The organism is Streptomyces sp. NPDC059224, assembly GCF_042754285.1.
Classification (GTDB): domain Bacteria; phylum Actinomycetota; class Actinomycetes; order Streptomycetales; family Streptomycetaceae; genus Streptomyces.
Map to the genome: position 1 here is coordinate 56,421 of NZ_JBHZAN010000019.1, position 18,267 is coordinate 74,687.

Here is an 18,267-nt window from a genome sequence, read left to right on the forward strand (position 1 = left end):
GTCGGGACCGCGGTCAGCTGCTGCCGAGACCGGCGGCGTCGACCGTGCTCGCGCCGTCGGCCTTGAGGATCTTGTTGAGGATCGTCAGGTCGTAGATGTTCTTCAGCAGCGGGTCGGAGAGCAGACCGGCCTTGACGGCGTGCTCGGCCTCGGTGTTGAGGGTGGAGGCCAGCGGGTCGTCGGTGAACTGGATCGACTTCCAGGCCGGGTCCAGGACCTCGGCGGGCAGCGCCTTGCCGGAGTCGGCCTCCAGCTGCTTGTTGGCGGCGGCCTTCGCCTGGTCCGGGTTGGCGTTGATCCACTTGTTGGCCTCGACCGAGCCCTTCAGCACGGCTTCGACGACCTTCGGGTGCGCCTTGAGGAACTTCTGCGACACGATGATGTTCGTGATCACGAACTTCTTGTCGGGCCACAGCGTGGACTCGTCGAGGAGCACCTTGCCGCCCTCGGCGACCAGCTTGGACGCGGTCGGCTCGGGCACCCAGGCGCCGTCGATGGAACCGGCCTTGAAGGCGTCCGGGGTGATCTTGTTGTCCGTGCGGACGACCGTGACGTCGCCCTTGCCGCTCTGCGCGTCGACCTTCCAGCCCTGCTCGGCGACCCAGTTGAGGAACGCCACGTCCTGCGTGTTGCCCAGCTGGGGCGTCGCGATCTTCTTGCCCTTGACGTCCTTCAGGGACGTGATCTTCTTCGGGTTGACGACCAGTTTCACGCCGCCCGACGCCGAACCGCCGATGATCTTCAGGTCGGTGCCGTTGGACTTGGTGTAGCCGTTGATCGCCGGCGAGGGGCCGATCCAGCCGATGTCGATGGAACCGGAGTTGAGCGCCTCGATCTCCGAGGGGCCGGCGTTGAAGATCGCGTACTTGGCCTGGGTGGCGCCGAGCTCCTTCTGGAAGAAGCCCTTCTGGTTGCCCACCAGCGCGGTCGCGTGCGTCAGGTTGCCGAAGTAGCCGATCTTGACGGTGTCGAGGCCGTCGATCTTCTTGGCGCCGGCGGCGACCTTGGCCGTGTCGGTCTTGTCGGAGTCCGACCCGTAACCGCAGGCGGCGAGGGCGAGCAGGGGAAGCGCGGCTATCACCGCGAGACTGCGGCGGAAGGCTTTTGTAGCAGGCACGGGAGGTGTTCCTCTCGGAGGCCCGGCGGTCACGGTCTCTCAGGTCGTGGCCGGGAGGTCGGCAGGTCTTCGTTCACGGCAGTGGGGGGTGAGGGCGCGCAGGCAGTGCGCGTACGTCAACGCACACATCGCGCCACTCCGCCCTGCCCGCTGCCGAGACTGCCGCTGCCGACGCGGCCGCCTTCCTTGGCGAACGTGGAGTAGTAGTCGGTGGAGTTCACGTCAGAAGTCCCACCCGTCGTCCTCGGCCTCGTCCTTGACGGGCTCGGGGGAGGCGAACGACTCACCGACCATGCCCGCGGTGAGCGTGGTGCCGTCGGCGGGGTCGATGAGGATGAAGGAGCCGGTGCGGCGCGAGTCGGCGTAGGAGTCGACCGGCAGCGGCTCGGCGGTACGGATCTTCACCCGGCCGATGTCGTTGGCGACGAGCTGCCCCGGGTGCGGGTGCAGGGACAGGTCGTCGAGGGTGAGCCGGGACGGGATGTCCTTGACGATCGCCTTGACCGTACGGGTGCCGTGCTTGAGCAGCACCCGGTGGCCGACGGTCAACGGCTGGTCGGCCACGTGGCAGACGGTCGCCTCGACCTCCTGGGTGGTCGCCGGCGCGTCCTTCGTCGGCACGATCAGGTCGCCGCGCGAGACGTCGATGTCGTCGGCGAGCAGGAGGGTCACCGACTGGGTGGTCCAGGCCGAGTCGACCGGCCTGCCGAGCAGGTCGATGCCGGAGACCGTGGTCGTACGACCGGACGGCAGGACCGTGACCGGCTCGCCGACGTGGAAGGTACCGGCGGCGATCTGTCCGGCGTAGCCCCGGTAGTCCGGGTGCTCGGCGGTCTGCGGGCGGATCACGTACTGCACGGGCAGCCGCGCGTGGCAGTGCGCCAGGTCGTGGCTGACCGGGACGGTCTCCAGGTGCTCCAGGACAGTCGGGCCGCCGTACCAGTCCATGTTCGCCGACGGTTCCACGACGTTGTCGCCGACGAGCGCCGAGATCGGGATCGCGGTGACCTCCGGGACGCCCAGCTCGGTCGCGTAGGCCGTGAACTCCTCGGCGATCCCGGCGAAGACCGCCTCCCGGTAGCCGACCAGGTCCATCTTGTTGACGGCGAGGACGACGTGCGGGACCCGGAGCAGGGCGGCGATCGCGGCGTGCCGGCGGGTCTGCTCGACGACCCCGTTGCGGGCGTCGACCAGGACCACGGTCAGTTCGGCGGTGGAGGCGCCGGTCACCATGTTGCGGGTGTACTGCACGTGGCCCGGGGTGTCGGCGAGGATGAACCGGCGCCGGGGTGTGGCGAAGTAGCGGTAGGCCACGTCGATGGTGATGCCCTGTTCGCGCTCGGCGCGCAGTCCGTCGGTGAGCAGGGCCAGGTCGGGGGTGTCCTGTCCGCGGGATGCCGAGGCGCGTTCCACGGCCTCCAGCTGGTCGGTGAGGACCGACTTGGAGTCGTGCAGCAGGCGTCCGACGAGGGTGGACTTGCCGTCGTCGACCGAGCCGGCGGTCGCGAAACGCAGGAGGGTGGCCTCGGTCAGGCCGAGTTCCGTGGTGGTCGTGCTCATCTCTAGAAGTACCCCTCGCGCTTGCGGTCTTCCATCGCGGCTTCGGAGAGCTTGTCGTCGGCGCGGGTGGCGCCGCGTTCGGTGAGCCGGGAGGCGGCGATCTCGGCGATCACCTTCTCGATGCTGTCGGCGTCGGAGTCGACGGCGCCCGTGCAGGACATGTCACCGACGGTCCGGTAGCGCACCTGGCGCTTCTCGACGCTCTCGTCGTCCCGGGGGCCGCCCCACCCGCCTGCCGTCAGCCACATCCCGCCCCGCTGGAACACCTCGCGCTCGTGCGCGAAGTAGATGTCCGGCAGCTCGATCTCCTCGCGGGCGATGTACTGCCAGACGTCGAGTTCGGTCCAGTTGCTGAGGGGGAAGACGCGGACGTGTTCGCCGGGGGCGTGGCGTCCGTTGTAGAGGTTCCACAGCTCGGGGCGCTGACGGCGGGGGTCCCACTGGGAGAACTCGTCGCGCAGGGAGAAGACCCGTTCCTTGGCGCGCGCCTTCTCCTCGTCCCGGCGGCCGCCGCCGAAGACCGCGTCGAACCTCTCGCTCTGGATCTTCTCGGTGAGCGGCACCGTCTGCAGGGGGTTGCGGGTCCCGTCGGGCCGTTCGCGCAGTGCGCCCCGGTCGATGTAGTCCTGTACGGAGGCCACGTGGAGGCGCAGCCCGTGGTGCTCGACCGTCCGGTCGCGGTAGGCGAGGACCTCGGGGAAGTTGTGGCCGGTGTCCACGTGCAGCAGCGAGAAGGGGATCGCGGCGGGGGCGAACGCCTTGAGTGCCAGGTGCAGCATGACGATGGAGTCCTTGCCGCCGGAGAACAGGATCACCGGCCGCTCGAACTCGCCCGCCACCTCGCGGAAGATGTGGACCGCCTCGGACTCCAGCGCGTCCAGGTGGGACAGGGCGTACGGGGTACCGGTGCCCTCCTCGTGGGTCGCCACGGTCGTCATGCCAGTCCCTTCTCGGTGAGCAGGGCGTGCACGGACGCCGCGGACTCCTGCACGGTCTGGTGCTGCGACTCGATCCGCAGATCGGGCGTCTCAGGCTCCTCGTAGGGGTCGTCGACCCCCGTCAGCCCGGTCAGCTCACCGGCTGCCTGCTTGGCGTACAGACCCTTCACATCGCGTACGGAGCACACCTCGACCGGGGTCGCCACATGCACCTCGACGTAGGCGGTGCCGTTCTCCTCGTGGCGCTTGCGCACCGCGTCCCGGCTGTCCGCGTAGGGGGCGATCACCGGGACAAGGGCCATGACGCCATGACGTGCCAGAAGTTCGGCGACGAAGCCGATGCGCTGCACGTTGGTGTGCCGGTCCTCACGGCTGAAGCCGAGGCCCGCCGAGATGAACTCGCGGATCTCGTCGCCGTCGAGCACCTCGACGCGGTGGCCCTCGGCGCGCAGCCGGTCCGCCAGCTCGTACGCGATGGTGGTCTTGCCGGCGCTCGGCAGACCCGTGAGCCAGACGGTGGCTCCGGTCGTCACGTGATTCTCCTGTGTGTCGGTGGTCGTCGCGAGGGGGGTGCCGACCTGCGCCCCGAAGGCCTGTGCGGTCATCCGTGCAGGCCGCACTCGGTCTTGGCGCGCCCTGCCCAGCGGCCGGCGCGCGCGTCCTCGCCCTCCAGCACCCGGCGGGTGCAGGGGGCACAGCCGATCGAGGCGTAGCCGTCCATCAGCAGGGGGTTGGTCAGCACCCCGTGCTCCGCGACATACGCGTCCACGTCGTCCTGGGTCCAGCGGGCGATCGGCGAGATCTTGACCTTCTGCCGCTTCTCGTCCCAGCCGACGACCGGGGTGTTCGCCCGGCTCTCCGACTCGTCGCGGCGCAGCCCGGTCGCCCAGGCCGTGTAGTTCGCCAGGCCGCGCTCCAGGGGCAGGACCTTGCGGAGCCGGCAGCACAGGTCCGGGTCGCGGTCGTGCAGCTTCGGCCCGTACTCCGCGTCCTGCTCGGCTACCGTCTGGAGCGGGGTGAGCGTGATGACGTTGACGTCCATCACGGCCTCGACGGCGTCCCGGGTGCCGATGGTCTCCGGGAAGTGGTAGCCGGTGTCGAGGAAGACGACGTCGACCATGCCGTCGCTCCTGCGGGCGCGTGAGGCGAGGTGGGCCACCACCGCGTCCTCCATGGAGGAGGTCACGCAGAAGCCCTTGCCGAAGGTGTCCACCGCCCACTGGAGGATCTCCAGGGCCGAGGCGTCTTCGAGATCGCGGCCCGCCTGCTCGGCCAGTGCCTTCAAGTCGTCGGTGGTGCGGTCTTCCTGAACGGTGGTCATATCTGTTCCCCTCCGGCCTCGGAGTGCTTCAGCCCCCGGGCGAGCAGCCCGAGGAACTTCAGCTGGAATGCCCGGTTGCACGCCGCGCATTCCCAGGCGCCGTGGCCCTGTTCGTTCGGACGCAGGTCCTCGTCGCCGCAGTAGGGGCAGTAGAACGGGGCGGCCCGCTCGCTCATGAGAGGGCCTCCTCACTGGCGCGGGACGCCCAGGCGGCGAACCGCTCGCCGTCCTCGCGCTCCGCCTGGAAACGCTTGAGCACCCGCTCGACGTAGTCCGGGAGTTCCTCCGAGGTCACCTTGAGACCGCGGACCTTGCGGCCGAAACCGGCCTCCAGGCCCAGGGCGCCGCCCAGGTGCACCTGGAAGCCCTCGACCTGCTCGCCCCGCTCGTCGAGGACCAGCTGGCCCTTGAGACCGATGTCCGCGACCTGGATGCGGGCGCAGGCGTTCGGGCAGCCGTTGAGGTTGATGGTCAGCGGCTCGTCGAAGTCGGGCAGCCGGCGCTCCAGCTCGTCGATGAGCGAGGCGCCCCGCGCCTTCGTCTCGACGATGGCGAGCTTGCAGTACTCGATGCCGGTGCAGGCCATGGTGCCGCGCCGGAACGCAGACGGCCTGGCGGTCAGGTCCAGCGCCTCCAGGGCCTCGACCAGCGAGTCGACCTGGTCCTCGGTGACGTCGAGGACGATCATCTTCTGCTCGACGGTGGTCCGTACCCGGCCCGAGCCGTGGGCCTCGGCGAGGTCGGCCACCTTCGCCAGGGTGGCCCCGTCCACCCGGCCGACGCGCGGCGCGAACCCGACGTAGAAGTTGCCGTCCTGCTGCCGGTGGACACCGATGTGGTCGCGCCAGCGCTGCAGGGGTTCGGCCGGCGCGGGGCCGTCGACGAGCTCGCGCTCGAGGTACTCCTCCTCCAGGATCCGGCGGAACTTCTCCGCGCCCCAGTCGGCGACCAGGAACTTCAGCCGGGCGCGGGTGCGCAGCCGCCGGTAGCCGTAGTCCCGGAAGATGCCGATGACGCCGGCCCAGACCTCCGGGACCTCCGCCAGCGGCACCCAGGCGCCCAGCCGGACGCCGATCTTCGGGTTGGTGGACAGACCGCCGCCGACCCACAGGTCGAAGCCGGGGCCGTGCTCGGGGTGCTCCACGCCGACGAAGGCGATGTCGTTGATCTCGTGCACCACGTCGAGCAGCGGCGAACCGGAGATCGCGGACTTGAACTTGCGCGGCAGGTTGGAGAACTCCTTGCTGCCGATGTACCGCCGGTTGATCTCGTCGATCGCCCAGCTGCCGTCGATGATCTCGTCCTCGGCGATACCGGCGACCGGCGAGCCGATGACCACGCGCGGGGTGTCGCCGCACGCCTCGGTGGTGGACAGGCCGACGGCCTCCAGGCGGTTCCAGATCTCGGGAACGTCCTCGATGCGGATCCAGTGCAGCTGGATGTTCTGCCGGTCGGTGACGTCCGCGCTGCCCCGCGCGAACTCCTGCGAGATCTCTCCGATCACCCGCAGCTGCTGGGTGGTGAGGCGGCCGCCGTCGATCCGCACCCGGAGCATGAAGTACTTGTCGTCCAGTTCCTCCGGCTCCAGGACGGCCGTCTTGCCACCGTCGATGCCGGGCTTGCGCTGCGTGTACAGGCCCCACCAGCGCATACGTCCGCGCAGGTCGTTGGGGTCGATCGAGTCGAAGCCGCGCTTGGAGTAGATCGTCTCAATGCGTGTCCGCACATTGAGACCGTCGTCGTCCTTCTTGAACTGTTCGTTGCCGTTGAGCGGGGTGAAGTGCCCCATGGCCCACTGCCCCTCGCCGCGGTGACGACTCACCTTGCGGCGGGGCGCGGAGGCGGGGTTCTGCGGGGTGGCGGCCATGGCGATATACGTCCTTCGGACAGGTGGGAAGCGGCTCTTACCTGCGCCTGCGGGCGCGTGGGGGCATGTCTGCGCGACACTGCGCAAGGAGAGGTCTGGACAGCGGGGAGCGGCGGTGCTGTGCTCTCAGCCCGCCGGACAGATGGCGCTGGACATGCGGCCGAGGTCGACGTGCCGCCGACTCACCAAGGCGATTCCAGTTCCAGACATGACGGAAGCGTGTCACGCGGATCTCGGGCCAGTCCACCATCGTCCGTGATTCGGACGGATCTATTCTGAATACTGAGACGCGATGGTGTGGGTCACGCCGCGGGCCGTGGATCCGGGTGGGCCCCCGGCCAGGGGCCCGGGGCCGAGACGTCCGGTTCCTCCTCGACCTTCGTGTCGAAGAGCCGGAAGCCCCGCCGCTGGTAGTTGGCCATCGCGTGCTCGCCGTCCAGGCTGCAGGTGTGCAGCCACACCCGCTTCGTCGGCGGCAGCCCGGGCCACCGGTCCGCCAGGTCCCAGGCGCGTGCGGCGCCGTGGGAGAGCAGGTGACCGCCTATCCGGCGGCCGCGGAACGCCGGGACCAGGCCGAAGTAGAGGATCTCCACGACCCCGCCCTCCTGCGGTTCCAGCTCGACGTAGCCGGCCGGGGTGCCCCGGTCGTAGCCGACCCAGGTCTCCACGCCCGGCCGCTCCAGGTGCTCGCGCCATCGGGCGTACGTCCAGCCCAGCCGGTCGGTCCAGCGGATGTCGCCGCCGACCGAGGCGTACAGGAAACGGCTGAACTCGGGGGAGGGGATCTCCGAGCGCACGACCCCGACCGTGCCGCCCTCCGGCACGGCGGCCGGGAGGAGGTCGGCGGACGAGGTCTGCTCCAGGGACCAGGTGGTCACGACGATGCTGCTCATGGGGCCAGGCAATCATCCCGGCCCCGGCCGTGTCGACGTCCGTTATCCGAGCGACGCGTCGATCGAGCGCAGCGGTACCGAGAACAGCATGCGACCGGTGAGCGACCACACCTCGCCGGTGTCGGAGGCGTAGGAGAGCGAGCCGGTGCTCTCTCCCCAGCAGCGGTGCGAGGCGTCCGAGCCGCAGCGGGCCGCCTGCGCGCCCTTCGTGTCCTGGCGCCACAGGCTGCCGTGCCCGTCCATGGCGCCGGGGAGGTGGCCGACGTACCACTCGGAGGCGGTGGCCCCCGGCGGGCGGTACGCCAGGACGCCCCGGATCTCCGAGGCCCCGGTCCGGTACGCCTCGACCGCGTCCGCCCGGCCCGCGGGGTCGGTGGCGAGCGGTCCGTCGTGCTTCGGGTTCTCGTCGAACGCGTACCGCCACAGCCGGGCCCGCTGATCGCTGTCCGCGGGTGTCCACTCGCCCAGGACCAGGCTGTCCGGGGCCGTCCCGCGGTCCACGGCGAGCGCGCTGGGACAGGGCGCACCGGTCTCGGAACAGGCTCCGGCGGTGAACCGGTACGAGCCCACGGCGGGCATCACGTACCGGAAGCCGTCGGCCGACCAGCCGCCGCGCACCCGGCCGATCGCGGCGGACAGCACGGAGGTGCGCTGGATCCGGTTCAGGTCGTAGACGTAGAGCGCGTCGGCGCTGCCCGGGGTGGTGGTGACCAGCAGCTTGTCCTCGTACCAGACCATGCCGGAGATCTGCGAGGCCAGCCCCCGGTAGGTACGGCCGTCGGCGCTGGGTACGGTCAGCAGCACCCAGGAGTAGGAGGGGTGTGCCGGGTCGTTCTCGTTCACGACCGCGACCCTGGCCAGGCCCCGGGAGGCGGCAGGGCCGCTGTCGGCGCTGTGCGTCCAGCCGGCCAGGACGACCCGGTTGGCGCCCCACAGGCCGTCGTCGTCCGCGTCGGAGGAGGTGGTCACCGAGGCCGGGCGCCAGTCGTCGGTGAGGGTGTCGGAGGGGTCCCAGCAGTACGCCGCGGTGGCCTCCGGGGTGACCGGCAGCGAGTCCCGGTCGGCGGAGTCGCAGTCGGCCGCGGTGCGCAGGTTGTGGTCGGCGTCCTCCAGTATGTCGGCGACTCCGATCGTGCCGCCCATCGCCGAGGCGAGCCGGTCCAGCGAGCGGCGCGGCACCAGGTTCTCCTGAAGCTGGAGCCGCCCGGTGTCGGCGGCGGAGGTCAGCGGCTTCAGCGCGCCGGGGTCCTCGGCGACCGTGGCCTGCGAGGCACTGACGATCGTGGCGGTCGCGGTGAGTGCCAGCGCGGCCCCGGCCAGGGCCGCACGCAGTGCCGTGCCCCGCCTGCGCCGCCGGTGTCTGCCGCGATGCTTCATGTGTCCTCCCGAGGCGGGCCAACTGTGCCTCATGGTCCGTACGTTGACCGAGGAGCAGTTGGTGATGCCCGTAACGGGATGCTACGGCAGTCGGGGCGCCCGTACCGCGAAGACCCCGCAAAAATGCGGAAGATACCTCCTCTGATGCCCCTGATGCGTCGAATGGGCGCCGGGGTGCGGACCCGCACGCCGGCCCGCACGCCACGTCGCGGCTTCAGCGGGACCGGGGGCCCGGCCCTCTGCCCGCTGCCACCGCCGGGGCGTTCGAGCAGGGCAGCAGGTCGTGCGGGTCGGCGGGGAGCAGCACCTCGATCTCCGCGTCCTCCCGGAACCGGTAGGGCCGGTGTTCTAGCAGCGCCCCCAGATAGCGCCGGATCCGGGACATCTCGGCGCGCACGGTCACCGTCCTGGAGGCGTCCCCGAAGACGTCCTCGGCCAGCCCGGCCGCGCTGCGCCCGGCGCGCCGCACCGCCAGCAGATACAGCAACTCGGCGTGCCGGGGACTCAGTTCCCGGGACCACGAGCAGGCGTCGCCGCCCACCGTCACGGAGGGCCGGCGTGGCCGGGCCAGGTCGAGCACCAGCCGGCCGCCGCCCGCCGGTGCGGGCTCGTCCACCCCCCGCAGCAGCCAGCCCCCGGCCAGCGGCTCCACCGCGCACAGCCCGAGCGCCGGCAGCCAGCGGCGGCCCGGCGAAAGGGACTTGGGCAGCGCGAGCCGCTGCGGATACGGCATGCCGATGACCGCCGCCGTCCAGCCGCCGGCGTCCACCACCAGTGCCCGCCCGGCCAGCCGGGCCAGCACCGGCGCCGCGACCGCGCGCAGCCGCTCCAGCGCGTTCAGGTGCAGTTCCCGCAGCCGGGCCTCGGCGAGTTTCGCCACCGAGTCCACCCAGGCCAGGATGGCCGGATGCATGGTCTCCAGCGGGCCACTGATGTCGACCACGCCGAGCAGCGTGCCGTCCCGGGGATCGGTGATGGGGGCGCCGGAACACGTCCATGAGGTGAGCGAGCGGGCGAAGTGCTCGGCGGCGAAGACCTGGACGGGGCGCCGCACGACCGCCGGGGTGCCGATCCCGTTGGTGCCCACCACGTCTTCGCGCCAGTCGGCGCCGGGTGCGAAGCCGACGCCGTCCGCCTTGCGCAGCACCGGCGAGGAACCCTCGCGCCACAGCACCCGGCCCTCGGCATCGGCCACCACCATGATGTGCTGGGCGATGTCGGCGACCGAAAGCAACCCCTCGCGCAACACCGGCAGTACGTCCCTGAGCCGTGACTCCTCTCGCCTGCGCCGTACCTCGTCGGGGGAGAGCGGCCCCGCACCGAAGTCGTGGTCGGGGTCGACACCGCTGCGCAGCGTCCGCCCCCAGGACTGCTCGATCACCGGCCGCGGTGCGATCCGCGCACGCTGCCCGGCGAGTCTCGCCTCCCGCAGTTCGCTCAGCAACCGCGCCGCCTGCGCCGCGTCCACCGCGGCGAGTCGCGCCACGTCCATCGGCGGGTTCCCCACTGAGGTCCTCCCGGACAGTCCTCGGAAAAGGTGTGGAAGTGTGTTGTCAAGCCGTCCGGGCGGCGGTTTCCGGTCCGGCTGCGCGTCTCATACTGCCGTTCTCCCGTGCCGGAGGCACACAGTCCGTCCACAGACACCGAGATGTTGCAACCCCTTGCAACCCTGGTGAACGGACCGCGGGTGGCCGAAAATTGAGCCGACGCTTCGGCGTCGGTGGCCTGACATGGGCCGAAGGAGCGGGGGTGGTGCCGTGTCGGCGCAGCACCACCCCCGTGCGCCTCAGGCCGGGACGCCTGCCCGGGCCCGGTCCACCACGGCCGTCAGGTCCAGGCCCTTGGGCAGGGTGCCGAAGGAGGAACCCCAGTCGTTGGCCAGTCGTGACGCGCAGAAGGCGTCGGCCACCTCCGGGGGCGCGAATCGGACCAGCAGGGAGCCCTGGAGCACCGTCGCCAGGCGTTCCACGAGGCGTCTGGCCCGGGCCTCCATGCCCTCCAGGTCGGCCAGTTCGGAGAAGAGGTCCTTGACCGCGCGGTCCAGCCGGTGGTCGGCGCCGTGCGCCCGGCCGATCTCCTGGAGGTAGGCGTCCAGCGCCCCCGGCTCGCGTTGCAACGCCCTGAGGACGTCCAGGGCCTGGATGTTTCCCGCGCCCTCCCAGACCGAGTTCAGCGGTGACTCGCGCACCAGCCGGGGCAGCCCCGACTCCTCCGCGTAGCCGTTGCCGCCCAGGCACTCGGCGGCCTCCACGGCGACCGGCGCACAGCGCTTGGTCACCCAGTATTTGGCGGCCGGCAGCGCCAGCCGCAGCAGGGCGCGTTCGGCCTCGCCGCCGTCGTCGTAGGCGGCGGCCAGCCTGAGTGCGAGCGCCGTCGCGGCCTCCGACTCGATCGCGAGGTCGGCCAGGACGTTGCGCATCAGCGGCTTGTCGGCGAGCCTGCCGCCGAACGCCTCACGGTGCGTGCAGTGGTGCACGGCCTGGGCCACCGCCTGCCGCATCAGCCCCGCCGAGCCCACCACACAGTCGAGCCGGGTCGCGGCGACCATCTCGATGATGGTCCGCACCCCGTGCCCCTCCTCACCCACCCGCCGCGCCCAGGTGCGGTCGAACTCCACCTCGCCCGACGCGTTCGACCGGTTGCCGAGCTTGTCCTTGAGCCGCTGGAGGAGGAAGACGTTGCGGGTGCCGTCCGCCAGCACGCGCGGCACCAGGAAACAGGTCAGTCCGTCCGGTGCCTGGGCCAGCACCAGGAAGCCGTCCGACATCGGTGCCGAGCAGAACCACTTGTGCCCGGTGAGCGCGTACGTCCCGGACTCGGCGAGCGGGGCGGCGACGGTCGTGTTCGCGCGTACGTCGCTGCCGCCCTGTTTCTCCGTCATGCCCATGCCGAAGAGGGCGCCGGCCTTCCGCGCGGCGGGCCGCAGCTCACGGTCGTAGATCACGGACGTCAGCAGCGGCTCCCATACGGCTGCCAGCTCCGGGTCGGCGCGCAGCGCGGGCACCGCCGCGTTCGTCATCGACAGCGGGCAGCAGTTCCCGGCCTCGGCCTGGGTCCAGACCAGGAAGGCGGCCGCCCGCCGGACGTGCCCGGACGGCCGTACCCAGCCCGTGGTCAGACCCGCTCCCACGCCCTTGCCGAGCAGCCGGTGCCAGGCGGGATGGAACTCGACCTCGTCGACGCGGTGGCCGTAGCGGTCGTGGGTGCGCAGTCGCGGCGGGTGCTCGTTGGCCTGCGCCCCCCACTCCTGGACCTGCGCCGAACCGGCCGAGACGCCGATCGACGACAGTTCGGCGCGCACCTCGTCGAGCAGTTCCGGGGCGGTGTGCCGGGCCACCGCCTCGACGAGGGCGTGGTCGGCGGCGAAGAGGTCGTATCCGACCAGCGGGGGCGGCTGGTTGGTCACGGTATGGGTGGTGGTGCCTGCCATGTCTGCGAACCTAACCGGGGGCGACGGCGGTGGTCTCCAGCGTGACACAGGGGTACCCCCGATCGCCGCGCAAGATCCCGTGGGGTCCGGAAGATCGCTCGGGGACCCCCGGAAGATGAGTACCGCGCCGGACGACGGATACCGTTAGGGCGTGCAGCCTGCAAGCGATACCCCCGAGCGGCCCTCCGGCCGGCTCCACCGGGCCAGGGCCCTCTACCGGAACGTCTCCAAGCGCAGGACGGCCTGGCTGCTGGTCAAGGACACCGTCAATTCCTGCATGGAGTACCGCATCCTCGGCCTCGCCGCCGAGGCTGCCTTCTTCACGCTGCTGTCCGTGCCGCCGCTGCTGCTCAGCCTCATCGGCCTGCTCGGCTACGTCGACGACTGGACCGGTGCCGACACCATCGCCAGCCTGGAGGCCAACCTCCTGGACGCCTCCCGGACCGTCCTGTCCGACAAGGGTGTCCGGGAGATCGCCGAGCCGATCCTGCACGACGTGATGCGGGGCGGCCGCCCCGACGTGATCTCCATCGGCTTCCTGTTCGCCCTGTGGTCGGGCTCGCGCGCGGTGAACGTCTTCATCGACACGATCACCGTGATGTACGGTCTCGACGGCGTCCGGGGCATCGTGAAGACCCGGGTGGTCTCCTTCCTGCTGTTCGTCGCGGCCCTGCTGATCGGCTCGGTGGCGCTGCCGCTGATGGTGGCCGGGCCGGACGCGGTGGTCCGGATCGTGCCGTGGTCGGAGACGGTCGTACAGGTCCTGTACTGGCCGGTCGTGATCGTGCTGTCCATCGTCTTCCTGACCACGCTGTACCACGTCTCCGTGCCGGTGCGCTCGCCGTGGATCGAGGACGTGCCGGGCGCCCTGGTGGCCCTGGCCATGTGGGTCCTCGGCAGCTTCCTGCTGCGCATCTACCTGACCAACACCGTCGAGGGCGCGACGATCTACGGCTCGCTCGCCGCGTCCGTCGCCGTGCTCCTGTGGATCGGTGTGTCCGCCTTCGCCGTGCTGGTGGGCGCGGCGATGAACGCCGCCATCGACCGGGTGTGGCCGGCCGCGGCCACCGCCGCGGCGCGCGCCGCCAACGAGCGGCTGCGGGAGGTCCAGGTCGCCGAGTACGTCGCCCGCGCGGCCGCGGCCCGGGACGCGGACCCGGGGGACCCCGACGACCCCGACATGCCGTCGGAGTTCCCCGAGCGCTGGTCCCGGTTCCTGCCGCCGGAGGACGTCACGGCGCGGTTGCGTACGCATGTGAAGAGCAGCCATCCGCCGCGCAAGCCTGACGGCAGCTGAACGGGCGCGTCTAGGCTGGCGTACGTGTACAAGGAGCGGGTGTCCCGGCTTCCCGGTGCCGTCGTCTGGGTGAACAGACCCGGCGAGGGCGGAGCCGGGCGGGTGCTGCCCGACGGGTGCATGGATCTGCTCTGGCACGAGGGGCGGCTGCTGGTCGCCGGGCCCGACACGCGCGCGTACGTCACCGAGGGCGCCCGGGGCGTGTGGGTGGGCCTCCGTTTCCACCCGGGCACCGCGCCCGCCGTCCTCGGCGTCCCGGCGCACGAACTGCTCGACCGCCGCGTGGAGCTGACCGACCTGTGGCCGCCCGCGGTGGTACGACGGCTGCGCGGCCGCGTCGGTGCCGCCGCCGACCCCGCCGCCGCGCTGGAGCGGATCGCCCTGGAACGGGACGTGCCGGCCGACCCGTTGCTGAAGCGGCTCGTCGAGGCGCTGGACGCGGGGCGTCCTGTGGGCGCCGTCGCCGACGAGCTCGGCCTGGGTGCCCGCCAGTTGCACCGGCGCAGTCGCGACGCGTTCGGCTACGGGCCCAAGACGCTCGCCCGGGTGCTCCGGATGCAGCGCGCCCTCTCGCTCGCCCGGAGCGGGGTGCCGCTCGCGGAGACGGCGGTCCGGGCCGGGTACGCCGATCAGCCTCACCTGTCCCGCGAGGTGAGGGAGTTGGCCGGACTGCCGGTGACCGGGCTACTCGGCGGGTAGCGGGGCGAACAGGTCGACGCCGTTGCCGTCGGGGTCGTGCACGGTGGCGTACCGCTGGCCCCAGAAGGCGTCCCACGGCTTGAGCTCGCCGTGGTGGTCGGCGCCGACGAGGTCCTCGTAGGCCGCGTCCACCTCGGCCGGTGATCCGCAGCGGAAGGCGAGCCCGACCCGGCCGCCGCCGGCCGGCGGGCGCCAGGCCGGGTGGAAGGAGCGGACCGTCTCCTCGGTGTCCAGGGCGAGGACGAGGCCGCCGGGCAACTCGGCCTCGACGTGCGGCTGTTCCTCGGCGCCGGGCGGGAATTCCAGGCCCAGGCGACGGTAGAAGGCGAGGGAGGCGGCCAGGTCGGAGACGACCAGGCCGATCACGGCGAATCGTGGAGTCATGACGTCACCGTAGGCACGGGCCGTGGCGCCGGTCTTGAAGGAATCGGACACTCAGGAGAAGGTCACGGCCCCCCGCGGGGTGTCGACGGTGAAGGAGAACGCCACCGGTCCCTCGGTCAGGACCAGGTCCGTGCCCAGGGCCCTCAGCAGAGGGCGGACCCGCGCGGGGTCGGGGACGGTCGCGGAGAGCGCGAGCAGCGGAGTGAGCGGCAGCCCGGAGGCCGTCGGGTGGAGCGAGGAACCCCAGTCGATCAGGAACGGCACCAGGCCCGAGGGATGCGCGGTGGTGCTGTCGGTCAGACGCCACTCGAGGAGTGTGCCGTCGGGGCGCCGGCGGCTCATCGGACGCGGGGTGCCGGGGTCGTAGCCCCGGGCCCGTGCGGCCGCGACCGCCCCGTCCAGGTCCGGCGGGCTGATCGCCCAGGTCACCGTACGGGCCGTGGTGAGTCCGTCGACGCCGAAGGGGCGGGCGCCTGGCGGTACGGACTGCTCCGGGTCCGGGCCGATGATCTCCAGGTAGCCGGTGCCGCCCAGCGACACCAGATGGTTGCGGGTGCCGAGGTCCGGATGGGCACCGCCGGGCACCGGCGTCACACCCGTCCGCCGCGCGAAGTCGGCGACCGTCGCGGCGAGGTCGGGGGTCGCGAGCACCAGGTGGTCGAGGAGGGGCGGGGTGGCGTTCATCGAGGCGAGCCTAGGGCCTGTCCGGCGGGGGCGGACAGGTGGCGGGGCGACCGGGAAAACCGGGTGCCCGTGGCACACCCGTGCGGCACGATGGGCGCATGATCCGTGCCGTGCGCGTCCTGCCGCCCCTGCTCCTGGCCGCCGCCCTGCTCAGCGGATGCGGTACCGAGAAGGCGGACCCCGGCGACTCCGGCTCGCCCGCCGACCCGGCCGAACTCGCGGCCAGGGCCGAGGCGTCGGGTATGAACCCGGACCTGGTGTACGTCACCGGGGCCCCGGGGTTCACGCTCGCCCGGCAGTCCGTCGGGGTGCAGGGCGCGGACGGCTTCTCCGCCGCGTACACGGACGGGACCGGCGCCGTCATCCACCTCTACACCGACCACCTGCGCTACGCCGGGCAGCACAAGTACGAGGTGAAGGAGAAGGACTGTGTGGTGTGGCTCGAAGGCGAGGGCGGCGTCTCCGGCGCCGTACTCGCCAAGGCCGTGCGCGCGGTCCACCGGCCCACCGCCGGCGAGCTCGACACCCTGCTGCCCACGCCCGACCCGGCCTTCACCGACGACCAGCCGGTGCAGCGGGGCGATCTGCCGTCCAACGGCGACGGCGCACCCGACAACAGCGTTCCGACGCCCGGCCTTTGAACCGCCGGCGGCCATGGGCGACCATGCGGTCATGGCCCCTCGACTGCTCGTGTGCACCCGTACCACCGGCTACCGCCACGACTCGATCCCCGACGCCGTCGCCGCCGTAGGGGAGTTCACCGATTTCGACGTCGACGTCACCGAGGACCCGGCCGCCCTGGAGCAGCCGCTGGACGGGTACGCGGCCGTCGTCTTCCTCTCCACCAGCGGCGAGATCCTGACACCGCGGGGCCGCGACCGGCTGGCCGCCCACGTCGAGGCGGGCGGCGGTTTCGCCGGCGTGCACGCGGCGGCCTGTACCGAGTACGGCTGGCCGTACTACGGCGAACTCCTCGGCGCCCGCTTCGACCGCCATCCGGAGTACCAGCCCGGCCGGGTGCTCGTCGAGGACCACGGCCATCCCGCGACCCGGCGGCTCCCGGCGGTCTGGGACTTCACCGACGAGTGGTACGACTTCCGGGACAACCCGCGCGGCCGGGTACGGGTGCTGCTGCGCGCCGACGAGTCGTCGTACGACGGCGGCACCATGGGGGACGACCATCCACTGGCCTGGTGCCGCGAGCAGGGGGCCGGACGGGTGTTCTTCACGGCACTCGGCCATGCCCCCGAGGCCTACCGGGATCCCGGCTTCCTGACCCATCTGCACGGGGGGCTCGCCTGGGCCGCTCGGCTCGGCCAGTGACGTTTCTCCGGTGAACTCGATCCACCATTGGGGTGAGTAAAGCTCGCGCACACAGATAGTCACGTGCGTATCTATAGATGCTCTTGTCTTGGCAAAGGGCTGTCGAGACGCGGAGGCCACGGAGCCGCCGCGCCACCCACCCACAGGAGGAGCCGGACCTTGACTTACGGGAAGAAGCTGCGCGAGCAGATCGCCGGGCCGGGGACCACCCCGCTGATCGGCGTGTACGACATGTACTCGGCGTCGATCGCAGCCAAGCACTACGACGGGATGTTCGTCTCGGGCTTCGGCTTCGCCGCCTCGTACTACGGCCTGCCGGACATCGGATTCATCGCCTGGCCCGACATGGTGGCCTTCGTCCAGCGGCTGCGGGGTGCGTTCCCGCACCACCACCTCCTCGTCGACATCGACGACGGGTACGTCGACCCCGAGGTGGCCTGCCACGTCGTGGAAGGGCTGGAGCGGATCGGCGCCTCCGGGGTGATCCTGGAGGACCAGAAGCGGCCGCGCCGCTGCGGGCACGCCGACGGCAAGCAGGTGCTGCCCCTGGAGGAGTACCTGGACAAGCTGGAGAAGGTCCTGGAAACCCGCCAGGACCTGGTGGTGGTGGCCCGCACGGACGCCACCGACGAGCACGACATCCTGCACCGCGCGGAGCGGCTGGCCGCCACCGACGCGGACGTGATCCTCGTCGACGGGGTCCGCAGCGAGGAGTGGATCCGCCGCATCCGCAAGGTCGTCGGCGACAAGCCGCTGCTCTTCAACCAGATCGGCGGCGGCAAGTCACCCCGGCTCTCGCTCACCGAACTGGACGAGCTCGGCGTCGACGTCGCCATCTACTCCACCCCCTGTCTGTTCGCCGCGCACGAGGCCATGGAGAGCGCGCTGGGCCGACTCAGGGCGGCGGACGGCCGGCTGCCCGCGGTGGACGCGGCCGGAGGCGTAGGGGTCAAGGCGTCCACCTCCCTGCTGGAACGCAACATCGCCCGGGAGCGGCTCGAGGAGCCCGAGGGCGTGGGCGTGTGACGCGGTTGCCGACGGCGGTGGCGGTGGCGGCGGCGCTGCTCGGCGCCGCCGCGGTCCCCGGGCACGCGGCCGGGAGCCTGATCACCGTGATCGACAACTCCAACGCCGACTCCATCCTGGAGGTGGACCGTACGGCGAACGTCCAGGCCGGGCGGGGCACGGCCGGCAGCGACCACGACGGGAGCGCCGTGGAGGCGATCCGGGCGCTGCGCGGTGAGCTGCCTCAGAGCGACGACGACTGAATGACCGGCCGGGGGGGGGCCCCCCGGCCCGGCGGGCGGGGGGGGCGGGGGGGCCCCCCCGCGGCGAACCACGCCGGGGGGGGCGGGGGGGGGGGGGCGGCGGCGCGGG

20 protein-coding genes are annotated in these 18,267 nt (G+C 71.7%); 6 read left to right on the plus strand and 14 right to left on the minus strand.

From position 1 onward, the window contains the following. Positions 1–13: 13 nt before the first annotated feature. The 12 genes from ACFXI4_RS21910 to ACFXI4_RS21965 form a co-directional block, all read right to left on the minus strand. On the minus strand, positions 14–1,117 hold the full coding sequence (locus ACFXI4_RS21910) for an aliphatic sulfonate ABC transporter substrate-binding protein (RefSeq protein ID WP_384993373.1): 1,104 nt from the start codon (positions 1,115–1,117) through the stop codon (positions 14–16). A gap of 222 nt (positions 1,118–1,339) precedes the next feature. Then, on the minus strand, positions 1,340–2,677 hold the full coding sequence (locus ACFXI4_RS21915) for a sulfate adenylyltransferase subunit 1 (protein WP_384993376.1): 1,338 nt from the start codon (positions 2,675–2,677) through the stop codon (positions 1,340–1,342). 2 nt (positions 2,678–2,679) lie between these two features. Further along, positions 2,680–3,615 (minus strand): sulfate adenylyltransferase subunit CysD, encoded by a 936-nt coding sequence (gene cysD, locus ACFXI4_RS21920; protein ID WP_384993378.1) that lies wholly within the window; start codon positions 3,613–3,615, stop codon positions 2,680–2,682. Further along, complete coding sequence (gene cysC, locus ACFXI4_RS21925; RefSeq protein ID WP_384993381.1) at positions 3,612–4,220, minus strand: adenylyl-sulfate kinase; 609 nt, start codon at positions 4,218–4,220, stop codon at positions 3,612–3,614. Before cysC ends, cysD begins: the two co-directional genes overlap by 4 nt. Continuing rightward, on the minus strand, positions 4,217–4,936 hold the full coding sequence (locus ACFXI4_RS21930; protein WP_384993383.1) for a phosphoadenylyl-sulfate reductase: 720 nt from the start codon (positions 4,934–4,936) through the stop codon (positions 4,217–4,219). The genes cysC and ACFXI4_RS21930 overlap by 4 nt, the downstream gene beginning before the upstream one ends. After that, positions 4,933–5,112 carry a hypothetical protein gene (locus ACFXI4_RS21935; protein WP_217546992.1) on the minus strand — a complete coding sequence of 60 codons (180 nt, stop codon included), beginning with the start codon at positions 5,110–5,112 and terminating at the stop codon, positions 4,933–4,935. The genes ACFXI4_RS21930 and ACFXI4_RS21935 overlap by 4 nt, the downstream gene beginning before the upstream one ends. After that, entirely contained in the window at positions 5,109–6,803 is a 1,695-nt protein-coding gene (locus ACFXI4_RS21940; RefSeq protein WP_384993385.1) for a nitrite/sulfite reductase, read from the minus strand. Before ACFXI4_RS21940 ends, ACFXI4_RS21935 begins: the two co-directional genes overlap by 4 nt. Before the next feature lie 126 nt (positions 6,804–6,929). Next, positions 6,930–7,013, minus strand: coding sequence for a putative leader peptide (locus ACFXI4_RS21945; protein ID WP_309500612.1), 84 nt, complete (start codon positions 7,011–7,013; stop codon positions 6,930–6,932). Between the two features lie 92 nt (positions 7,014–7,105). Further along, on the minus strand, positions 7,106–7,696 hold the full coding sequence (locus ACFXI4_RS21950; protein ID WP_362719485.1) for a GNAT family N-acetyltransferase: 591 nt from the start codon (positions 7,694–7,696) through the stop codon (positions 7,106–7,108). Between the two features lie 42 nt (positions 7,697–7,738). Continuing rightward, on the minus strand, positions 7,739–9,073 hold the full coding sequence (locus tag ACFXI4_RS21955; RefSeq protein ID WP_384993390.1) for a hypothetical protein: 1,335 nt from the start codon (positions 9,071–9,073) through the stop codon (positions 7,739–7,741). A gap of 214 nt (positions 9,074–9,287) precedes the next feature. Then, positions 9,288–10,565, minus strand: coding sequence for a GAF domain-containing protein (locus ACFXI4_RS21960; RefSeq protein ID WP_384993393.1), 1,278 nt, complete (start codon positions 10,563–10,565; stop codon positions 9,288–9,290). A gap of 294 nt (positions 10,566–10,859) precedes the next feature. Then, on the minus strand, positions 10,860–12,503 hold the full coding sequence (locus ACFXI4_RS21965; RefSeq protein WP_384993395.1) for an acyl-CoA dehydrogenase family protein: 1,644 nt from the start codon (positions 12,501–12,503) through the stop codon (positions 10,860–10,862). A 151-nt stretch (positions 12,504–12,654) separates the two neighbouring features. On the opposite strand from ACFXI4_RS21965, the gene ACFXI4_RS21970 reads away from it, so the two are divergent. Further along, the gene (locus ACFXI4_RS21970; RefSeq protein WP_384993398.1) at positions 12,655–13,800 is read left to right on the plus strand and encodes a YihY/virulence factor BrkB family protein; all 1,146 of its coding nucleotides are present in this window, start codon (positions 12,655–12,657) and stop codon (positions 13,798–13,800) included. A gap of 24 nt (positions 13,801–13,824) precedes the next feature. Further along, entirely contained in the window at positions 13,825–14,499 is a 675-nt protein-coding gene (locus ACFXI4_RS21975) for a helix-turn-helix domain-containing protein (protein ID WP_384993401.1), read from the plus strand. Here ACFXI4_RS21975 and ACFXI4_RS21980 read toward each other — a convergent pair. Both ACFXI4_RS21980 and ACFXI4_RS21985 read right to left on the minus strand, forming a co-directional pair. Continuing rightward, on the minus strand, positions 14,485–14,883 hold the full coding sequence (locus tag ACFXI4_RS21980) for a VOC family protein (protein ID WP_384993403.1): 399 nt from the start codon (positions 14,881–14,883) through the stop codon (positions 14,485–14,487). The two genes, ACFXI4_RS21975 and ACFXI4_RS21980, sit on opposite strands and share 15 nt — an antisense overlap. A gap of 51 nt (positions 14,884–14,934) precedes the next feature. Then, on the minus strand, positions 14,935–15,567 hold the full coding sequence (locus tag ACFXI4_RS21985; RefSeq protein WP_384993406.1) for a VOC family protein: 633 nt from the start codon (positions 15,565–15,567) through the stop codon (positions 14,935–14,937). Between the two features lie 98 nt (positions 15,568–15,665). Between ACFXI4_RS21985 and ACFXI4_RS21990 the strand changes: the two genes are divergently transcribed. From ACFXI4_RS21990 to ACFXI4_RS22005, 4 genes are all read left to right on the plus strand, one after another. Beyond that, complete coding sequence (locus ACFXI4_RS21990; protein ID WP_384993408.1) at positions 15,666–16,208, plus strand: membrane lipoprotein; 543 nt, start codon at positions 15,666–15,668, stop codon at positions 16,206–16,208. Positions 16,209–16,239: 31 nt separating this feature from the next. Beyond that, on the plus strand, positions 16,240–16,890 hold the full coding sequence (locus ACFXI4_RS21995) for a ThuA domain-containing protein (protein ID WP_384993411.1): 651 nt from the start codon (positions 16,240–16,242) through the stop codon (positions 16,888–16,890). 159 nt (positions 16,891–17,049) lie between these two features. Beyond that, positions 17,050–17,916 carry an oxaloacetate decarboxylase gene (locus ACFXI4_RS22000; protein ID WP_384993414.1) on the plus strand — a complete coding sequence of 289 codons (867 nt, stop codon included), beginning with the start codon at positions 17,050–17,052 and terminating at the stop codon, positions 17,914–17,916. Then, positions 17,913–18,158, plus strand: coding sequence for a hypothetical protein (locus ACFXI4_RS22005; protein ID WP_384993417.1), 246 nt, complete (start codon positions 17,913–17,915; stop codon positions 18,156–18,158). The genes ACFXI4_RS22000 and ACFXI4_RS22005 overlap by 4 nt, the downstream gene beginning before the upstream one ends. Positions 18,159–18,267 lie beyond the last annotated feature (109 nt).

Excerpts from the sequence above, each read along its gene's own strand:
- cysC (WP_384993381.1), bottom strand. The coding sequence starts at position 4,220 with ATGACCGCACAGGCCTTCGGGGCGCAGGTCGGCACCCCCCTCGCGACG.
- ACFXI4_RS21930 (WP_384993383.1), bottom strand. The coding sequence starts at position 4,936 with ATGACCACCGTTCAGGAAGACCGCACCACCGACGACTTGAAGGCACTG.
- ACFXI4_RS21980 (WP_384993403.1), bottom strand. The coding sequence starts at position 14,883 with ATGACTCCACGATTCGCCGTGATCGGCCTGGTCGTCTCCGACCTGGCC.
- ACFXI4_RS21965 (WP_384993395.1), bottom strand. The coding sequence starts at position 12,503 with ATGGCAGGCACCACCACCCATACCGTGACCAACCAGCCGCCCCCGCTG.
- ACFXI4_RS21950 (WP_362719485.1), bottom strand. The coding sequence starts at position 7,696 with ATGAGCAGCATCGTCGTGACCACCTGGTCCCTGGAGCAGACCTCGTCC.
- ACFXI4_RS21935 (WP_217546992.1), bottom strand. The coding sequence starts at position 5,112 with ATGAGCGAGCGGGCCGCCCCGTTCTACTGCCCCTACTGCGGCGACGAG.
- ACFXI4_RS21995 (WP_384993411.1), top strand. The coding sequence starts at position 16,240 with ATGGCCCCTCGACTGCTCGTGTGCACCCGTACCACCGGCTACCGCCAC.
- ACFXI4_RS21985 (WP_384993406.1), bottom strand. The coding sequence starts at position 15,567 with ATGAACGCCACCCCGCCCCTCCTCGACCACCTGGTGCTCGCGACCCCC.
- ACFXI4_RS21945 (WP_309500612.1), bottom strand. The coding sequence starts at position 7,013 with ATGTCTGGAACTGGAATCGCCTTGGTGAGTCGGCGGCACGTCGACCTC.
- ACFXI4_RS21940 (WP_384993385.1), bottom strand. The coding sequence starts at position 6,803 with ATGGCCGCCACCCCGCAGAACCCCGCCTCCGCGCCCCGCCGCAAGGTG.
- ACFXI4_RS21955 (WP_384993390.1), bottom strand. The coding sequence starts at position 9,073 with ATGAAGCATCGCGGCAGACACCGGCGGCGCAGGCGGGGCACGGCACTG.
- ACFXI4_RS21990 (WP_384993408.1), top strand. The coding sequence starts at position 15,666 with ATGATCCGTGCCGTGCGCGTCCTGCCGCCCCTGCTCCTGGCCGCCGCC.
- ACFXI4_RS21960 (WP_384993393.1), bottom strand. The coding sequence starts at position 10,565 with ATGGACGTGGCGCGACTCGCCGCGGTGGACGCGGCGCAGGCGGCGCGG.
- ACFXI4_RS21915 (WP_384993376.1), bottom strand. The coding sequence starts at position 2,677 with ATGAGCACGACCACCACGGAACTCGGCCTGACCGAGGCCACCCTCCTG.
- cysD (WP_384993378.1), bottom strand. The coding sequence starts at position 3,615 with ATGACGACCGTGGCGACCCACGAGGAGGGCACCGGTACCCCGTACGCC.